11 protein-coding genes and 1 pseudogene are annotated in these 16,422 nt (G+C 64.2%); 3 read left to right on the top strand and 9 right to left on the bottom strand.

Translation table 11 applies throughout. From position 1 onward, the window contains the following. Positions 1-70 precede the first annotated feature (70 nt). Positions 71-292 (top strand): hypothetical protein, encoded by a 222-nt coding sequence (locus tag B597_RS28125; protein WP_024161720.1) that lies wholly within the window; start codon positions 71-73, stop codon positions 290-292. 12 nt (positions 293-304) lie between these two features. Here the strand turns inward: B597_RS28125 and B597_RS28120 are convergent, their stop codons facing one another. The 7 genes and pseudogenes from B597_RS28120 to B597_RS28090 form a co-directional block, all read right to left on the bottom strand. After that, positions 305-3,361: a multidrug efflux RND transporter permease subunit gene (locus B597_RS28120; protein WP_003294633.1), complete on the bottom strand. Its 3,057-nt coding sequence runs from the start codon at positions 3,359-3,361 to the stop codon at positions 305-307. A 70-nt stretch (positions 3,362-3,431) separates the two neighbouring features. Next, complete coding sequence (locus B597_RS28115) at positions 3,432-4,568, bottom strand: efflux RND transporter periplasmic adaptor subunit (RefSeq protein WP_003294634.1); 1,137 nt, start codon at positions 4,566-4,568, stop codon at positions 3,432-3,434. A 224-nt stretch (positions 4,569-4,792) separates the two neighbouring features. After that, positions 4,793-6,415, bottom strand: a pseudogene (locus tag B597_RS28110) (methyl-accepting chemotaxis protein). Positions 6,416-6,501: 86 nt separating this feature from the next. Next, a complete protein-coding gene (locus B597_RS28105) occupies positions 6,502-7,596 on the bottom strand; it encodes a DUF1513 domain-containing protein (RefSeq protein ID WP_003294636.1) in 1,095 nt (364 codons plus the stop codon). Between the two features lie 2 nt (positions 7,597-7,598). After that, complete coding sequence (locus tag B597_RS28100; RefSeq protein ID WP_024161719.1) at positions 7,599-8,675, bottom strand: imelysin family protein; 1,077 nt, start codon at positions 8,673-8,675, stop codon at positions 7,599-7,601. 73 nt (positions 8,676-8,748) lie between these two features. Beyond that, a complete protein-coding gene (locus tag B597_RS28095) occupies positions 8,749-10,173 on the bottom strand; it encodes a di-heme oxidoreductase family protein (protein WP_003294640.1) in 1,425 nt (474 codons plus the stop codon). A gap of 162 nt (positions 10,174-10,335) precedes the next feature. After that, on the bottom strand, positions 10,336-11,670 hold the full coding sequence (locus tag B597_RS28090; RefSeq protein ID WP_003294642.1) for an imelysin family protein: 1,335 nt from the start codon (positions 11,668-11,670) through the stop codon (positions 10,336-10,338). A gap of 171 nt (positions 11,671-11,841) precedes the next feature. Between B597_RS28090 and B597_RS28085 the strand changes: the two genes are divergently transcribed. Together B597_RS28085 and B597_RS28080 are read left to right on the top strand one after the other, a co-directional pair. Then, positions 11,842-12,414, top strand: a complete 573-nt coding sequence (locus tag B597_RS28085) for a LemA family protein (protein ID WP_003294644.1) — start codon at positions 11,842-11,844, stop codon at positions 12,412-12,414. A gap of 1 nt (position 12,415) precedes the next feature. Next, a complete protein-coding gene (locus B597_RS28080) occupies positions 12,416-13,309 on the top strand; it encodes a GIDE domain-containing protein (protein ID WP_003294646.1) in 894 nt (297 codons plus the stop codon). Positions 13,310-13,321: 12 nt separating this feature from the next. On the opposite strand, the gene B597_RS28075 is transcribed toward B597_RS28080, so the two are convergent. Beyond that, complete coding sequence (locus tag B597_RS28075) at positions 13,322-14,008, bottom strand: spermidine synthase (protein ID WP_003294648.1); 687 nt, start codon at positions 14,006-14,008, stop codon at positions 13,322-13,324. A gap of 126 nt (positions 14,009-14,134) precedes the next feature. Continuing rightward, positions 14,135-16,195 carry a putative bifunctional diguanylate cyclase/phosphodiesterase gene (locus B597_RS28070; protein ID WP_003294650.1) on the bottom strand — a complete coding sequence of 687 codons (2,061 nt, stop codon included), beginning with the start codon at positions 16,193-16,195 and terminating at the stop codon, positions 14,135-14,137. Between the last annotated feature and the right edge of the window lie 227 nt (positions 16,196-16,422).

Here is a 16,422-nt window from a genome sequence, read left to right as displayed (position 1 = left end):
CAAAACGACGCAGTAATCGAGTAACTGAGCTACGGTCAGTTCACCACCTCATTAATCAACGGTTTACGCCATGAAGCTGGAAATTGTTCGAGGATTATTCATGGTCGGTGCGCTTGGAGTGACCACGGTCTGCGTAGCGGCCTGGCACGAGCCCGGAGCGACGCTGGTGAAGAGCAGCGAAATCCGCAGTTACTGCCCTGTGCCGCCTGTCGGGCGGTCGCAGTTCGAAGCGATACGCCCTGATCAGGATCTGCTGTTGCTGCTTTACGGCTTGTCCCAGGGGCCGCGTTGAGCCAAGCGGCGGTTAGCGGGCTCTGACCGGCTCGGTAGCGGCTGGCGCATGGTCGGGGCGGGCGAGTAAGTCGTATATGGCAGGCAGGACGAACAGGGTAAACAGCGTGCCCACCGACATGCCGGTGGCGATCACCAGGCCGATGTCGAAGCGGCTGACCGCACCGGCTCCGCTGGCGATGATCAGCGGCACCATGCCGAACACCGTCGCCGCCGTGGTCATCAGCACCGGGCGCAGGCGGATCGCCGCGGCTTCTTCCACCGCTTCGCGCCGGCCCAGGCCCTGTTCGCGGCGCAGCTGGTTGGCGAACTCGACGATCATGATGCCGTGCTTGCTGATCAGGCCGATCAGCGTCACCAGCCCCACCTGGGTATAGATGTTCATGCTCGACAGACCGAGGAACAGCGGCACCAGCGCACCGCACACCGAAAGCGGCACGCTGACCAGGATCACCAGCGGATCGCGGAAGCTCTCGAATTGCGCGGCCAGGACCAGGAAGATCACTGCCAGCGCCAGGGCAAAGGTCAGATACAGCGCATTGCCTTCTTGCACGTACTGGCGCGAGGCGCCGGCGTAATCGAAGCTGAAGCCCTCGGGCGCCTCTTCGCGGGCGATGGTCTGCAACGTTTCGATCGCTTCCCCCATGCTGACGATCGGAAAGCCCTGGATCATCGCGGCGTTGAGCTGCTGGAACTGCTTGAGCTGGGTCGGCCGGGCGCGGTCGTGCACCCGTATCAGCGTCGACAGCGGCAGCATCTGGCCTTGCTGGTTGCGCACGTAGTAGTTGCTCAGCCAGCCTGGATTGTCGCGGTAGGCGCGCTCGACCTGGGCGATGACCTTGTAGCTGCGGCCTTCGATGGTGAAGCGGTTGATCTCGCCCTCACCGAGCAGGGTGCTCAGGGTCAGGCCGAGGTCTTCCATGGACACGCCCATCTGCGCGGCCTTCTCGCGGTCGATCTCGACCACGATCTCCGGCTTGTCGAAGGCCAGGTCCACGTCGAGGAAGGCGAACTTGCCCGATTCCTCGGCACGCTTGCGGATGCGCTCGGTCACCTGCAGCAGCGTCTCGTAGTCGTTGGCGGTGTTGATCACGAACTGGAAGGGCAGGCCTTCACCGGTGCCCGGCAGCGAGGGCAGGTTGAAGCCGAAGATCTGCAGGCCGGGCAGGCGATCGAGCTTGGCCTGCACCTCGGGAAGGATCTCCATCTGCGAGCGTTCGCGCTCGTCCCAGGGCTTGAGCAGAAAGCCGCCGATGCCACTCTGCACGCCGTCGAAACCGTTGATCTGGAACCAGGAGTAGTACTCCGGGAAGCTCTTGAAGATCTCCAGGAACTGGTCGGTGTAGGCGTTCAGGTAGTCCAGGTTGGCGGTCTTCGGCGCGCTGGCCATCATGAAGACGATGCCCTGATCCTCCTCCGGTGCCAGTTCGCTCTCGGTAAACATGAGCAGCACGGGAATCAGCGCGAGGACCAGCACGGCGAACACCAGTACCACCGGGCGGGTATTAAGGGTGCCATGCAGTGCGCGTTGGTAGCGTTGCTTGAGACGCTCGAACAGCTCGTCCAGGCGATGGGCGAAGCCACTGGGATTCCCTTCTTGACGCAGCAGCTTCGAGCACATCATCGGCGACAGCGTCAGCGCCACCACGCCGGAGATCAGCACGGCCCCGGCCAGGGTCAGGGCGAACTCCTGGAACAGCGCGCCGGTCAGCCCCTCTAGGAAGCCGATGGGCGCATAGACGGCGGCCAGGGTGATGGTCATCGAAACCACCGGCATGGCGATCTCGCGCGCGCCATCGAGAGCGGCCTGGAACGGTGGCTTGCCCTGCTCGATGTGTCGGTGGATGTTCTCCACCACGACGATGGCGTCATCCACCACCAGACCGATCGCCAGCACCATCGCCAGCAGGGTCAGCAGATTGATCGAGTAACCCATCGCCTGCATGAAGAACAGCACGCCGATCATCGACAGCGGGATGGTGATCACCGGGATCAGCACGGTGCGCAGCGAGCCGAGGAAGAGGAAGACGACGATGATGACGATCAGCGCCGCCTCGGCCAGGGTCTTCACCACCTCGTCGATGGAGGCCTGGATGAATTCGGTGGCATCGTAGGCGATGGTCGCCTTCAGGCCCGGCGGCAGCTGCGCCTCGATCTGCGGCATGATCGCGCGCACTTCCCTGATCACGTCCAGCGGGTTGGCACTGGGCGTGCCCTTGATGCCGATATAGACCGAGGGGATGCCGTCGAACGAGCTGATCGAGTTGTAGCTTTCGGCACCCATCTCCACCCGTGCCACATCACCGAGCAGCACGCGGCTGTCGCCCACGGTCTTGAGCGGAATGGCCGCGAACGCTTCCGGGGTCTTCAGCTCGGTATCGGCGTTGATACTGGTGACCACGTACTGGCCTTTCACTTCACCGGCGGCGGAGAGGAAGTTGTACTGGCGCACCGCCTCGTTGACGTCGCTGGCGGAAACCCCATAGGCCGCGAGCTTCACCGGGTCCAGCCAGAGGCGCATGGCGAACACCTGGTTGCCGAGGATCTGCGCTTCGGCCATGCCTGGCAGGGTCGCCAGCTTGGGCTGGATGACCCGCGACAGGTAGTCGGTGATCTGCGGATTGCTCAACTGGTCGCTGTAGAAGCTGATGTACATCAGCGCAGTGGAATCGGCTGCCTGCTTGTTCAGCACCGGGTCCTCGGCGTCCTGCGGCAGCTGGTTCTTCACCGAGTTGGCCTGGCTCAGCAGCTCGGTATAAAGACGATCCGTGTCGGCGCCGATGCGCGCATAGACCGAGATCACCGAGGCGTTCTGCTGGCTCACCGAGGTCATGTAGTCCACGCCCTCGGCGCTGGCCAGGCTCTGCTGCAGCGGCTGGGTGATGTAGCCCTGGATGGTCTCGGCGTTCGCCCCCGGATAAGCGGTGGTCACCGTGATCAATGCGCTTTCCATCTGCGGGTATTGCCGAATGCTGAGGCTGTTGAAGGCCTGCACGCCGAGCAGCACGATCAGCAGGCTGATGACACTGGCCAGCACGGGGCGGCGGATGAAGGGGTCGGTGAACGCCATGGGGAGGTCCCTGGAAACTTGTCGAAGTCTGCTGTGCGTCGGGCCGGCTGTGGTTTAGAGCGGGCTTTTTCTAGTCGTTCGCCGGCTGCGGTGAGCCTTCCGGCTTGAGCGTACGGCTTTCGGCGATGGCGACATGGGTGCCACTGTCCAGCTTGAGCTGGCCGGCGGTGACCACCTGTTCGCCATCCTCGAGTCCCTCGAGGACGACCGCCAAGCCATCACGGCGCTCACCGGTGGTGACGAAGCGCCGCTCGACCACCAGATAGGGTTCGTCCGTGCTGACGCCCTCCGGCGGCGTGCCTTTGGTCACCAGCAGCACCGAATTGCCGTACAGCGTGTAGGTGATGGCGGTTTCCGGCACCACCACCTGCGCGGTTTCGCTCGGTAGCAGCACCTGCAGGTCGGCGAACATGCCCGGTAGCAGGCGGCCATCGGGGTTGGCCAGCTCGGCGCGCACCTGCACGTTGCGGGTGGTCGTTTCCACCTTCGGATTCAGCGCAGTGATCACGCCTTCGAAGCGCTCTTCGGGATAGGCGGCGACCCGCAGCTGTACCCGCTGGCCGAGCTTGAGCAGCGGCACGTGCTGTTCGGCCAGGAAGAAGTCGACGAACAGCGTGGAAAGGTCCTGCAGCGTGGCGATCGGCGTACCGGCACCGATGTAATCGCCCACGTCCACCTGGCGGATGCCGATGGTGCCGGAGAAGGGGGCCAGGATTCGCTTCTTCGCCAGGCTGGCGCGCAGCTGGGCGACGCTGGCCTCGGCCTTTTGCGCTTGCACATTGAGCCGGTCGTATTCGCTGCGGGAGACCGCCTGGCGTTCGAGCAGGCTGCGTGCACGCTGGAACTCCAGCCTGGCCAGGCCAAGATCGGCTTCGGCACTGGCCAGGCTGGCCTGTTCCATTTCACTGTCGAGCAGCACGATGGCCTGGCCTTTGCTGACCTTTTCCCCGGACTGAAACTGAATATCGCTGATCGTCCCGGCAATCTCGACGCTGAGGTCTATACCCTGCGAGGCCTTGAGCGTGCCGATCGCCGGCAGGCGGCTCTGCCAGTCCATGCGCCGGGCGCTTTCCGTCTCGACCTCGATGGCCGGCTTGGGTGCCTGGAACTGCTGAATCTGTTGGTAGATCGAGTTGAACTTGAGGGCGGCGAGGATCGCAACGACGACGATCACCGCGCCCAGCATGAGCAGCATGCGGCGCAACATGTTCCGATTTCCTTGGAGATGTGAGCCGGCTGTCTACTGCCATGATCGAGGCAGCCGTCCGAACGACCCGGTTGTCGCCGGAGTCGGCGACCTGTTGGCCACCTGGCGCAGCAGGAACCGCAGAGCGAGGAACTTAGCCCCGAAACGACGGCAAGTAAAGAGGGTGGGGCGTACGGTCAGTGATGCCTCGGGCGGCCGGCAAGCTGCCGCTCCGCCATCTTCAGTCAGCCGGCCAGGCGCTGGGTGACCTCACTCAACTGGGCCGAAAGCCCGTGCAGGTTGCGGCTGGCGGTCTCGGTCCGCTCGACGTTCTGCTGGTTGGCGGTCGCGATCGAGGTGATTTCCATGACATTGCGCGAGATATCGTCGGCCACCGCGGTCTGCTCTTCGGCGGCCGTGGCGATCTGGCGATTCATGTCGCGGATCGCTTCCACCGCTTGGGTGATGCGCTGCAGCATCTGGCCGGCCTCGGTCACCTGGCCGACGCCCTGTTCGCTGCGTGCCTGACCGCTCTCGATGGCGCGTACGGCATCGCTCGCGCCGGTCTGCACAGTGTCGATGATCTGGTGGATCTCGGCGGTGGACTTCGCGGTGCGCTGGGCCAAGGTGCGCACCTCGTCGGCGACCACGGCAAAGCCGCGGCCTGCATCACCCGCGCGGGCGGCCTCGATGGCGGCGTTGAGCGCCAGCAGGTTGGTCTGATCGGCGATCCCGCGGATCACCTCCAGCACCTTGCCGATGCGCCCGCTGTCGCCTTCCAGGCGACGAATGACGTCTGCCGTGCTGGCGATCTCGTTGCTCATATCGGTGATGGTGGCGATGGTCCCGCGCATCACCGCCTCGCCCTGTTGCGCGGCATGGTCGGCGGCGTCGGCGGCCTGTGCGGCTTCGGCGGCATGCCGCGAGACTCCTTGGGCGGTCGCCGACATCTCGTGCATGGCCGTGGCGACCTGATCGGTGCGCGAGAACTGCTCGCGGGCGCCTTCGGCCATCAGTCTGGCGATGGCATTCAGCTCGCCGCTGGCGCTGTCCAGGTTGGAGGTGCCCAGCTGCAGGCGAGTAAAGGTGTCGGCGAGGAAATCGCGCAGCACATTGGCGGCCGCCGCGAGACGGCCCAGTTCGTCGGCACGGCTGGCGTCCACTCGGTCGGCGAACTTGCCCTGGCTGAGGCGGGCAATGTGCTCGATCAGCGTACGGATCGGCTCGATGATCTGGCGGTTGACCAGCCACAGGCCGAGCAGGGCTACCAGAATGCCGGCGACGACCATGAAGGCCGCTCCCAGCAGGGCCGTGCGCTCGGCATCGTCTCGAATGCCATTCTAGCGCAGCTGGGCGTTCTCGCCCAGCTGTTTGACCAGTTCGCTCAGGTGGGCGCTGGTGTCCCGGTCGATGCCGGTCACGGCGGCGTCCCCGGCGAAAGGATCGCTACCGGCGGCGATGAAGGCCTCCAGTCCCTTGCGATAGGCGTCTCCCAGGTTACGGTGCTCGTTGCGCAGGCGCTCGATCTGGCTGGCCAGCGCCGGCTCCTCGGCGGTCAGCACGAGCAGATCGGCGAGAATCCTCTGCACCTTGGCTTCCTGTGCCTCGAACTGGCTCCAGTAGCGCTTGCGCTGGTCCGGCTGCTTGCCGCGCAGCAGCACATTCTTCCATTCCTGGACCTGTACCTTGAATTCGAGGTTGGCCTCGTCGATCAGTTGCCGCTCGGCAAGCGGGCCATCGAGCAGCACCTGGAAGTGGTCGATGTTGCTGCCCAGCAGGCGAATGCAGGCGAGGGAGACGATCAGCGTCAGCAGAAGGCTGCCACCGATCAGCGCGAGGATCTGCGCGCGCAGGGATTTCTGGAGCATGGCAAGGTCTCGTCGTGGGATAAAAGCAGCAATGAACGTCCCTGCCGTTGCCTTGCCTACATCGGCGGCGTGATGATTTTCTTGAGCTAGACGATGCGTAAATGGTTGTCCCAGAGCCCCGCCGGCAGTTCCAGCGGTGTGCTGGCGATACGCGAGCCACGGCAGTCGAACAGCCGGCAACGGCCCTGGCCGGAACTGACCACGAAGCCTTCGGCGACCGCGGCGACGCCCGCGCAGTCGGGCAGATGGACCTCCTGGCGAAGCTCGGCGCTGTCCAGCTCCCAGATGAAGACCTTGTTGCCGCGCGGCGCGGTGACGGCCAGCAGGCGCAGTTCATCGTGGATGGCCAGGCTGGCGGTGTATTGGTTCATGATCTGGCGTTGCGCCTCGCCCAGCGGAAAGTGCTGGAATGGCTGGCCGGGTCGCTTGATCGCCAGCAGCGGCACGCGGTCCATCGGGTCGCCTTCATACTGCTGGCCGCTGACGATGGTGCCGTCCGCGGCAACGGCCAGGTGGCGCACGCTGTTCATCTGCTCGGGCAGTTGTTCCTTGCTGACCAGTGTGCCGTCGCGGCGCAGCAGTACCAGGCTCGGCTCCATCGCATCGAGATTCATCATCTCGCGGCTGTCGGCCTCGGTGCGAATGCCGCCGTTGGCGATGACCAGGGTTTCACCGTCCGGCATCCACAGCAGTTGGTGCGGGCCGATGCCGTGGGTCGCATGCTCGCCGACGCGGACCAGTTGGCGATCCTCCAGCCGATAGACGCCGAGCACGCCGCGACCGGCATCGGCCGTGTCGTTCTCGGTGGTATAGAACCACTCGCCGTCCCGATGGAACACGCCGTGGCCGTAGAAATGGCGGTTGGCTGGCGAGGCCAGTACCTGCAGCAGGCGGCCGTCGCGCGAGTCGATCAGATAGCTTTCACGGCTCGGCCGGCGACCGACGAATACCGCCAGGGGCAGGAACGGGTGCGGATAGACATCATGGCAGCGTTCGGCGACCGCCGTGGCGAACACCTGGCTACCGTCGAGCCGGTAGCCGACGGCATAGTGCCGGCCGTCGCTGCCATCGCGCGCCGACAGCAACACCTGTTGCTCGCCGTGGCGCGTCAGGGCCCAGCCCGCGATACCGCCAGCGGCGAGCATGGCACCGCTCAGGCCGAGTAGGGTCCGGCGTTTCATGTTCAGTCTCCGTCGTGGGCATTGAAACCGATCTGCACGCCAAGGGCGCGGGCCAGTTCCAGCTGGTGCAGCCGATGCAACTGGTCGATTCGCTCGTACAGCCCGTCGAGCTGTGCGCGGCCCTGTTCGCTGGCGAGCATTTCGCCGAACGGCTGGTTCAGGCCGGCCAGTTGCTGCAGAAGATCGGCGTAGCCGGCATCGATGCGTGTGGCCAGATCGCTCTGCTCGCCACCGAGCAGCTGGCGCAGGCCATCCCGGTCAGCGCCCAGCCAGAGGCTTTCGGCACCCTTGACTGCCGCCGCGATGCTGACCAGCGTCGTGTCGCTGCGCCAGCCTTCAGCCTGGTAGGGCTGCGGATGCCCCTTGGTCTGCCGGCCGAGCGGTGCACCAAGCTTCTTCTTCAGGCCGTCGAGGGCCGTGACTTGCACCCGCAGCAGCTCGGCGATGGCCTCGCCCGGCTCGGCGTAGCGCTCGTTGGGAAAGCTGCGCAGCTGATCGGCCATGCCGTCCTTGTCCTGCCATTGCTGCAGAACGTTGGCGGCGAGCTTCTGTTGATGTTCGCCGATGGCGGTCAGCAGCGGGCAATAGCGCGCCCGGGTGGCTTTTTCATCAAGGTCGACGCTTTTGTCGAACAGAATGTATTCATAGGCGCTCAGGCCCTGTACCACGACGCTGGCGTTGTCCAGATCCGCCTGGCTGAGGTCGGGCTTGGCCTCGAGCAGCGCGCTGACCTGGCGCCCCACCAGATTCTTCTTGTCCGGCCAGAACTGGACTTGCCAGGCCAGGTTTCCCTCGCCCAGGGGGCCGATCATCAGCGGTTGCAGCCCCGCCCAGGTGGTCTGCGCGTGCACGAAGGCCTGGCGTGCCTCTTCCCGTGTCTGGTTGTCGGCGCAGAAGGCAATGGCGCTCGCCGCCAGGCGACGGTCGGCTTCCGACCACTGGGTGTAGGTCGGTAGCAGCACGCCATCGACCAGCGCCTTGCTGGTCTCGGCCTGTGGGTCGCTGGGGGTGCAGGCGCTCAGCAGCAGGGCACTCAGCAGGCTGCCGCTGGCGATGCGAAACAGATTCGAACGGATCATGGTGTCCTCGTCGGCAATGTCGGATTGCTGCGCTCCCGGGCAGAGCGCAAGCATGAATGGTTGGCGTGGTGGCTCAGAGCGACTCGAGGAAGCTCACAAGTGCGTTGCGCTCCTGCTGATCGAAGCCGAGCACGGTCTGGCGTGCGCGTTCTGCTTCACCGCCGTGCCAGAGTATGGCCTCGAGCAGGTTGCGCGCGCGGCCGTCGTGCAGGAACTGACTATGGCCGCTGACCGTCCGGGTCAGGCCTATGCCCCAAAGAGGCGCTGTACGCCACTCGCGACCGCTGGCCTCGAATTCCGGTCGATGGTCGGCCAGACCTTCGCCCATGTCGTGCAGCAGCAGGTCGGTATAGGGACGGATGACCTGGCTGGCCAGCTCCGGTTCGGCGGCATCGGCGGCTGTGGTGAACTGCGGGACGTGGCAGCTCTGGCAGCCGGCGCGGTGGAACAGCGTCTTGCCGGCCAGTACCTGGGGATCGCCGACATTGCGCCGTGCCGGCACGCCGAGGTTGCGGGTGTAGAACAGCACCTGGGCGAGGATGTTGTCGCTCACTTCCGGCTCGCCGCCGTCGGGTAGCGCCCGGCAATCGGTCTGCCGATCAGTGCAACTGCTGCCACTGAACAGGCTGGTGGACAGGCCCATGTCGTTGAAGAAGGCATCCGCGTTCTGCTGGTTGAGGCTCGGCTGGCCGGCCTTCCAGCCGAAGCGGCCCATCACGGTTTGTCGAGTGGTCTGGTCGTAGACGCGGTTGGGGCGTCCGGAGATGCCGTCATCGTCGTGGTCATCGGGATCGGCATTGGCCAGCAGCGCCTCGTCCGCTATGGCTTCGAGCAGGCCGAGGCCAATCATCGGAGGGGCGATACGCAGTGAAAGCTGGGTGTCTGGGTGCATCTCGCCATAGGCCAGTTCGCTCAGCTCGACTTCGGGTTTGCGCAGTTCCACTTCGGTGCCGTCGGCAAAGCGCACGCGTTCGATGGAATAGCCAAGCCGCACTTTGCCTTCGGGTGCCACGCCGGGAATCGCCATGTCCTGCAACTGCCCGCCGTAGCTCGGCTCCTGGGCAATGCCGCGCTCACGTATCACCTCGGCGTGCTCGGGGCCGGCCGGCACGGAAAGGCGCACCAGCATCGAAACGGCGCTTGCAGCACCGGGTTCGGGCGGATGGCCGCGGCCGTCCTTGATATGGCAGTTCTGGCAGGCGTTGGTGTTCAGCAGCGGTCCGAGGCCGTCGCGGGCGGTGGTGGATGACGGGGCGATGACCCACGGATTGCGGAAAAAGCTGTTGCCGACGCTGAAGTCTAGTCGGCGCATCGGCGCAAGATTCGCCGACGGCATGGAAAAAGCGTTCTGATCGAACTGCATCACCGTGGTGCTGCCACCCGACAGCATTTCGCCGGCTTCAGGCTGGTCGAAGGTCGGTGTCTCGTCGTGATTGCAGGCTGCCAGGGCAAGGGCCAGGGCCAGCAGTGGGAAGAGACGGCGAAACAGCGGGCGCATCGGAAATACCTGCAGGGCGGTGAATCAAGCGGCACAATCTTAGCAGGCTAATCGAAATTGAATAAGAGGGATTTGCATTTGCGCGAGGCGCTGGGCAGTTAGCGGGCGGGGTGGATGGCGACACTGGCGCAGCCAGGGGCTACGCCAGTGTCGCCCGGCGGATCAGAACTGGTGATCGGCCGTGTCGGGGTTGAGATCGCTGATACCGAGGGCACCGGCGGCCTGTTCGATCGCTGCGGTCTGCTTGACCAGCGCGGCGATGGCGTTGCGCACTTTCTCCTGTCCTTCGGCATTGTCCGCGGCGATCAGCTGGTCGAAGGCTTCGCCATTGTCGGCGCTTTCCACCAGCACCTGCAGCTTGGCTTCGGTGTTTTCCAGGTCGGCCTTCAGCGTGCTGTCCACTTCCGGGCTGGCGGCCTGGACCAGCGAGGCGAGGCTCGGACCGGTCAGGCGGCTGCCGTCGGCGCGCTGGTACTCGCCCAGGTAGACGTTGCGGATGCCGCGTGCATTGAAGAAGTGCGAATTATGGGTGTTGTCGCTGAAGCAGTCGTGCTCGTCCTCGGTGGAATTGGCTTCCAGCGCGACCTTCATGCGCTCGCCGGCCAGTTCGCCGAGCGACAGGCTGCCCATGCCGAAGAGCATCTTGCGCAAGCCGTTCTCGGCCGATTCCGCTTCCAGGCTGGCACGGTAGTTCTCGGCGCCCGGCTGCCACTGTTCGACCATCTCCTGCAGGTCGCTGACCAGCAGGTCGGTAGCCACCTTCAGGTAGGTACGGCGGCGGTCGCAGTTGTCGCCGGTGCAGCCCTCGCCCTCGACATAGTCGGTATACGGCCGCTGACCGGCACCCGCACCGCTGCCATTGAGGTCCTGGCCCCAGAGCAGGAATTCGATGGCATGGTAGCCGGTGGCGACGTTGGCTTCCGAACCGGCCAGTTCGTTCAGGTTCGCCAGCAACTCGCCGTTGATTTCGCGGGTGTCGAGCTTGTCTTCGCCGATCTGCAGTTCGCTATTGGCGATGATGTTCGCCGTCGCTCCCGGATTGCCCAGCGCATGCTGATAGTCGCCCTCGACGTAGTCGATCAGGCCCTCGTCGAGCGGCCAGGCGTTGAGCTGACCTTCCCAGTCATCCACTACCGCGTTGCCGAAGCGGAACACCTCGGTCTGCATGTACGGAACCCGGGCGGCCAGCCAGGCCTGGCGGGCGGCCTGCAGGGTTTCTTCGCTGGGGTTGGCGAGCAGGGCGTCGACGGCCTCCTGCAGCTTCACGCCAGTGGTATGCGCATCGCTGAACACGGCCAGCGCCAGATCGGCATAGTGGCTCACGACGGCCTTGGCGGCCTTCTCGTCAAGCGCCTTCGCCTGTTTGGCAGGTGCAGTCTCGGTGGTGCTCTGCGGGGCGGCTGTCTGGTTCGCGGGGGCTTTGTCCTCGCCGCAACCGGCGAGCGAGATGGCCACGGCGAGAAGGCTGGCGGTTGCCCAGGTGGGGGTGCGTAGCATGTGTGGATTCCTTTGCGTGCGGGTGAACGAAGCCGAGTGCTGCTCGGAAGCGGACAATAATGCGAAAGATTTGCATTTTGTGCAAAGCCAATGCGTGCACCACCTCGCTCTTGCGCTTCGGCGCTGCCGGTACAATGCTGGCGTTTTGCATGTTCATTCCCGGAGACGCCGATGAGCCTGAGCGTGGTGGTTGTGCTGGTGGTCCTGTTCCTCGTCGCCGCCTACGCGGTGATTCTCTATAACGGCCTGGTGCGTCTCAAGCATGGCATTGGCAAGGCCTGGGCGAACATCGACGTGCTGCTGCGCCAGCGTCACGAAGAGTTGCCCAAACTGGTCGAGACCTGTCGCCAGTACATGCAGCACGAGCGCAGTACGCTCGAGCAGGTGATCAGTGCCCGCAACGCGGTATCCAGCGCTCGCCAGCAAGGCGATGTGGCTGCGCTCGGGCAGGCGGAAAGCGGATTGCGCGCCGGACTCGGAAGACTGTTCGCGCTGGCCGAGAATTATCCCGAACTCAAGGCCAACGATAGCTTTCGCCACCTGCAGCAGCGCATCAGCGGGTTGGAAAGCGGTATCGCCGATCGCCGCGAGCTGTACAACGAGGCGGTCAATCTGAACAACGTGCGCATCGAGCAGTTTCCCGACGTGCTGCTGGCGCGACTGTTCGGCTTCAAGGAAGCGGTATTGCTGAAATTCAGCGAGACAGAGAAGGCCGATGTCGACCTGAAGGCGCTGTTCGGCTGACATGGATCTCGGCCAGGCCTTCACCTTCGTCGCCGCTGTCGCGCTCTGTGCCGGCGGGGCTTGGCTCTGCATCGGGCGCTGGTCACGTGCTCGCCATCTTCTCGACACCCCTACCTCGCGGATTCGCTCGGCAGCCCAGGGATACGTCGAGCTGGCTGGCGTGCTGCGCGTGCTGGCGGTGCCGCAGCCAGTGGCCCCGCTGACCGGCGAGAGCTGCCTTTGGTGGCGCTATCGGATCGAGGCGTACCGCTCCAATGGCAAGCGCAGCAGCTGGCATGTGGTCGAACGAGGCGTCAGCGATGCGTGGCTGCGACTGGCCGATGCCACCGGCGAGTGCCTGATCGACCCGCGCGGTGCCACGGTATATCCGGCATTTCGCAAGGTCTGGACCGGCAACCTGCGGCATCCACGCAGCATCGCACCGAGTGCTTGGCTGGATTTGTTCAGCGGCGCCAAGCGCTATCGCTACACCGAGGAGCGGTTGCACGAAGGGGAGCCGCTGTACGCGATCGGCGATTTTCAGAGCAGTGGCGAAGGGCGCCAGGGATTCGACCTGAATGCCGCCAGGCGTGAAGTGATTGGTCGGTGGAAAGGCGACTTCTCCGGTCTGCTGCAGCGTTTCGACAGCAATTCCGATGGCTTGCTCGACGAGCAGGAGTGGCGGCGGGTGCGCCTGGCCGCGAGGCTCGAGGCTGAGGATCTGCATCGCCAGCGCAGCACAGCCCCAGCCCTGCACCGGCTGAGCCGACCGCGGGAAGCGATGCCGTTCGTATTATCCAGTCATGGCGAGGAAGTGTTGGCCCGGCGTTTCCATTGGCAGGCGGCAGGCGGGGCTGTGCTTTGCCTGGCAGGTGCCGTTTGGCTGGCTTCGCAGTTGGGTGTGACCGCCTGGTAGGTAGGCATCGCCTCAGCCCTTGCGCTTCTCGGCGATCCAGATGGTATGGCGGGTGCCGCGATTGCCATGGGCGAACACCTTGACCTCCTCGGCCTTGAAGCCGGCTCTGGCGAGCTTCCCGGAGAAGGCGCGATCGGCGCTCGCCGACCATACCGCCAGCACGCCGGAGGGGCGCAATGCTCGTGCGCAGGCGTCGAGTCCGTCCAGCGAGTAGAGCCAGCTATTGCTCTTCTGCGTCAGGCCTTCCGGGCCATTGTCGACGTCCAGCATGATTGCATCGAAGCCCTGCGGCTCGTTCTGCAGCAGTTCGGCAACATCCTGATTCAGGACCAGTGCCCGCGCATCGCGCAACGGATATCCGGATTTCGCACCCAGTGCGCCACGGTTCCAGTCGATCACCCCGGGGACCAGTTCGGCGACCAGCACCTCGGCGTCCTGCTCGAGATGGCGCAGCGCCGAGGCAAGCGTGAAGCCCATGCCCAAGCCGCCAATCAGTACGCGTGCCTGCGGCCGTGCGGCAATTCGCTTGCAGGGAATCTCGGCCAGGGCATCTTCCGAGCCATGAGTGCGGGTGTTCATCAGCTGGTTGCCGTTGCCACCTTGAATCTTGATGACGAAGTCATCGCCATATTCGAACAGGCACAAGGCACCGCCGTCGCCGGGGATTGGAGCGGTATCGCAGAGTACGAAGCGTTTCATCGTGAGCTCGTCGGTGGGCGGGGCCGGAAAAGGGGCGCAGTGTCGCTCAGGTCGGCGCATCTGGCCAGTTGCCCGGGCCGGCTTGTCATGGACAACCAGGAGCGTCGGGCCAGGGCGAGACGGCGTTCAATACAGCTCCGAGTTGATGGCCCGGTCAAATGGCTGCGACTGGCGCAGCAGCAGATCGAGCTCACGAGCAGGCAGTGGCTTGCTGTAGTAGTAGCCCTGGCCTTCCTGGCAGCCTTCGGCAATCAGATAGGCTTCCTGTTCCGGCGTTTCGACCCCCTCGGCAATGACGGTCATGCCGAGGCTTTTACCGAGCTGGATGATCGCCCGCACGATGGTCGCGCCTTCATCCTGGCCGATGTCCTGGACGAAGCTCTTGTCGATCTTGATCTTGTCCAGTGGCAGGCTTTTCAGATAGCTGAGCGACGAATATCCGGTACCGAAGTCGTCGATCGCGATAAGCGCGCCGGAGCGTCGCAGGCTGTGCAGGTTCTGCGCAGCGGCTTCGATGTCTTCCATCAGGCCTGTTTCGGTTACTTCCAGCTCAAGGGTTTCGGCCGGCAACTGATGGGTCTGCAACAGCGCGGCGATCATCTCGGGCAGCTGTGGGTGTCGCAGTTGCACGGTCGACAGGTTCACCGCCACGCGCAGGCCGGTGTAACCCTGCGCATGCCAGCGGCGCAATTGAGTGCATGCCTGATCGAGCACCCACTGGCCGATCTCGATGATGCTGCCGTTCTGCTCCGCGAGCGGGATGAACAGGTCGGGCGGCACCAGTCTGCCTTGCGGGTGCTTCCAGCGAATCAGGGCCTCGACGCCGGTGATGCGGTTCTGCCGATAGTCCACCTGAGGCTGGTAGACCAGAAAGAATTCGTCGCGCTTGAGCGCTTCGCTGAGGTCATTTTCCAGCTCCCGGCGAGCACGCATCTCGCTGTCGATGCTGGCGACGTAGAACTGGTAACGGTTGCGTGATCGGCTCTTGGCCAGCGTCATGGTCTGCTCGGCCTTCTGCAGGAGCTTTTCCGTGCTGTCGCCGTCCTCGGGATAAAGGGTGATGCCGATCGTGGCGCGCAGGCGGATCAGGTGCCCGTCGAGTTCGATCGGGTTCTCCAGGTCGTCGAGCAGCTCCTGCGCCAGCTCGGCGGCCTGATACGGCTGCTCGATGCCGCCCAGTACCAGGACGAACTGGTCACCACCCAGTCGCGCCAGTGCACCCAGGCGATTGGCCGAGCCACGCAGGCGATCGGCCATCGCTTTGAGCAGGCGGTCACCCGTCTGGTAGCTGTATTGCTCGTTGATTCCCTTGAAGTCGTCGAGACCCAGGCAGAGCACTGCGATGTGTCGTTGCAGGCGTCGCGCCTCGTCGAGGATATGGTCGAGCTGCCGTTGCAACTGCTGGCGGTTGGGCAGGCCGGTCAGCGAGTCGTACTGCGTCATGCGCTGCAGGCTGCTTTCGGCTTCCTGGCGCAGGTGCATGTTGTGTTCGATGGAGGCGAGCAGGCCGTTGGCGGTATTGACCCACAAGCCCAGCTCATTGCGTTCATGTCCTTTGACCATCGGCAGTTTGTGCGCACCGGGGCGGTCGGGGTTGATCTGCGCCAGATGCTCGATGAGTTTGGTCAGCGGACGGGTCAGCAGCCACTGGTAGATCAGGTAGAGGATCAGGCCCAGCGTCAGTGCGCGCAACATGCCGACGACGAAGATGACGATGGAGTCGTTGACGAACTCCTGGCCGTACTGGGCCGTGTCCAGGGTGATGCGCAGGTCGCCGTAGTACTCGTTGTAGGGCGGCTTGCCGATCAGGGGTATGGAGAACTGCTGGTCGCGGTCGAGGATCGGGTCGGTCAGCCAGCGCGTCGAGAGCGTGATAGGCGGGCGGATCTTCAATGCCAGCATGCCTTCGTCCGGATGACCGATGGACGCCATGCGAATCGACTCGTGCTGAAACAGGCCCTCCATGACTTGGGCGCCCATTTCACGGTCGAGGCTGTAGATCGCCTGGGTGGAAGGATCGCGAGTCATGCGCAGAATGCGCTGGGCATCGGCTTCGATCAGGTGGCGTGTCTTGTAGGCGCTGAAGATGATCTGCGCACAACTGAGCAGAAGCCCTACCGCCAGGGCCGACAAGAGGACGATACGTAGGAGCTTCCACGACAGGCTATTGCGCAATTCCAGCTTCAAGTGAAGGTCCTTTTCCGTGCCAGTGCTCTGCTGCGCAAGTATTGACAGTCATTCGGCAATCGTCAAAGAGACGGTTAATGCCGGGAACCAGCAAAGCGCGAAGGCGCTATGGCAATCGAGGATTATCTCCGAGCGTACAGGAATGTACCGACGTCATTCGTCGGTTTGATGAATCCCTCGGCCTGTAAAACATAACGGCAGCCGATGCGGAAGCCCCAAATGAAAAT

The organism is Stutzerimonas stutzeri KOS6, assembly GCF_000307775.2.
GTDB classification, from domain to species: Bacteria; Pseudomonadota; Gammaproteobacteria; order Pseudomonadales; family Pseudomonadaceae; genus Stutzerimonas; species Stutzerimonas stutzeri_B.
The sequence above is the reverse complement of the archived record's forward strand: the minus strand, read 5'-3'. Positions and strand labels throughout refer to the sequence as shown.

Coding starts and splice junctions, on each gene's coding strand:
- B597_RS28125 (WP_024161720.1), top strand. CDS start 71: ATGAAGCTGGAAATTGTTCGAGGATTATTCATGGTCGGTGCGCTTGGA.
- B597_RS28120 (WP_003294633.1), bottom strand. CDS start 3,361: ATGGCGTTCACCGACCCCTTCATCCGCCGCCCCGTGCTGGCCAGTGTC.
- B597_RS28115 (WP_003294634.1), bottom strand. CDS start 4,568: ATGTTGCGCCGCATGCTGCTCATGCTGGGCGCGGTGATCGTCGTCGTT.
- B597_RS28105 (WP_003294636.1), bottom strand. CDS start 7,596: ATGAAACGCCGGACCCTACTCGGCCTGAGCGGTGCCATGCTCGCCGCT.
- B597_RS28100 (WP_024161719.1), bottom strand. CDS start 8,675: ATGATCCGTTCGAATCTGTTTCGCATCGCCAGCGGCAGCCTGCTGAGT.
- B597_RS28095 (WP_003294640.1), bottom strand. CDS start 10,173: ATGCGCCCGCTGTTTCGCCGTCTCTTCCCACTGCTGGCCCTGGCCCTT.
- B597_RS28090 (WP_003294642.1), bottom strand. CDS start 11,670: ATGCTACGCACCCCCACCTGGGCAACCGCCAGCCTTCTCGCCGTGGCC.
- B597_RS28085 (WP_003294644.1), top strand. CDS start 11,842: ATGAGCCTGAGCGTGGTGGTTGTGCTGGTGGTCCTGTTCCTCGTCGCC.
- B597_RS28080 (WP_003294646.1), top strand. CDS start 12,416: ATGGATCTCGGCCAGGCCTTCACCTTCGTCGCCGCTGTCGCGCTCTGT.
- B597_RS28075 (WP_003294648.1), bottom strand. CDS start 14,008: ATGAAACGCTTCGTACTCTGCGATACCGCTCCAATCCCCGGCGACGGC.